Source organism: Pseudomonas sp. SID14000, assembly GCF_002165135.1.
In the GTDB taxonomy this organism is placed as follows: domain Bacteria; phylum Pseudomonadota; class Gammaproteobacteria; order Pseudomonadales; family Pseudomonadaceae; genus Aquipseudomonas.
Genome location: NZ_NFZQ01000036.1, coordinates 1 through 1830 on the forward strand (window position 1 = coordinate 1; position 1830 = coordinate 1830).

At 61.5% G+C, this 1830-nt stretch carries 1 protein-coding gene; it reads left to right on the plus strand.

The annotated features are described in order from the left end of the window. The coding region (locus tag CAY82_RS24700) for an immunoglobulin-like domain-containing protein (protein ID WP_368681563.1) at positions 1 to 1830 on the plus strand (1830 nt) is incomplete at both ends.

The window sequence follows — 1830 nt, forward strand, 5'->3', positions numbered from 1 at the left end:
CGCCGGACAACGTCTACACCGGCACCAACGACCCTGTGGTCAAATCGATCGCCTCGGTCACTGGCGCTGACGTCGGCAAGTTCGAGCAGTTGACCCTGGACAAGACTCCGGTCAGCACCACCGTCACCGACGAGCCGGGTACTCCGGGCAACGAAGGCGACCTGGTACAGGTCACCATCACTGCCGATCAGGCGTCGGTGGCCGAGAACGTCAATCCGACCTTCACCGTGCACATCAACCAGGCGCTGGCCCATGACCTGGTCGTGACCCTGAGCAACAACGCCCAGGTCACCATCAAGGCTGGCGAAACCAGTGCACCGTACACCCATGCTGCACAGGGCGATGACGTCTATAACGACGCTGGCCAGATCAGCCTGGGCATCAAGTCTGCTGTGGACGTTGATGGCCGTACCTTCGAGAACCTGCAACTGGGCGGCGACGCTTCGGTTCAGGTGACTGACACCACCGACGAAGTGGTGGCCAAGCTGACCGCGACCCCTTCGGTCACCGAAGGCGGCGAGATCACCTACACCATCACGCTGACCAACAAAGACGGCTTGCCGATCAACAATCACGGCGCGCTGACCTTCACGCTGAGCGACGGCAAGACGGTTATCACTGTACCGGCCAACGGCACGACGGGTTCGGTCACTGTGACTGCCCCGGACAACGTCTACACCGGCACCAACGACCCTGTGGTCAAATCGATCGCCTCGGTCACTGGCGCTGATGTCGACAAGTTCGAGCAGCTGACTCTGGACAAGACCCCGGTCAGCACCACCGTCACCGACGAGTCGGGTACTCCGGGCAATGAAGGCGACCTGGTCAAGGTCACCATCACTGCCGACCAGGCCTCGGTGGCCGAGAACGTCAATCCGACCTTCACCGTGCACATCAACCAGGCGCTGGCCCACGACCTGGTCGTGACCCTGAGCAACAACGCCCAGGTCACCATCAAGGCTGGCGAAACCAGCGCCCCGTACACCCACGCTGCACAGGGCGATGACGTCTATAACGACGCTGGCCAGATCAGCCTGGGCATTAATTCGGCTGTGGATGCAACCGGTGCGACTTTCGAAAATCTGCAGCTGGGTGGCGCCGCTTCGGTTCAGGTGACCGACACCACCGACGAAGTGGTGGCCAAGCTGACCGCGACGCCTTCGGTCACCGAAGGTGGCGAGATCACCTACACCATCACCCTGACCAACAAAGACGGTCTGCCGATCAACAACCACTCGGCCCTGACCTTCACGCTGAGCGACGGCAAGACGGTTATCACTGTACCGGCCAACGGCACGACTGGTTCGGTCACTGTGACTGCCCCGGACAACGTGTATGTGGGTGCTAACGATCCGGTCGTGAAGTCCATTGCTACCGTTGATGGTGCTGATGTTGGCAAGTTCGAGCAGCTGACCCTGGACAAGACCCCAGTCAGCACCACCGTCACCGACGAGCCGGGTACTCCGGGCAACGAAGGCGACCTGGTACAGGTCACCATCACCGCCGATCAGGCCTCGGTGGCCGAGAACGTCAATCCGACCTTCACCGTGCACATCAACCAGGCGCTGGCCCACGACCTGGTCGTGACCCTGAGCAACAACGCCCAGGTCACCATCAAGGCTGGCGAAACCAGTGCACCGTACACCCACGCTGCACAGGGCGATGACGTCTACAACGACGCTGGCCAGATCAGCCTGGGCATCAATTCGGCTGTGGATGCAACCGGTGCGACTTTCGAAAATCTGCAGCTGGGTGGTGCCGCTACGGTCCAAGTGACCGACACCACCGACGAAGTGGTGGCCAAGCTGACCGCGACGCCTTCGGTCACCG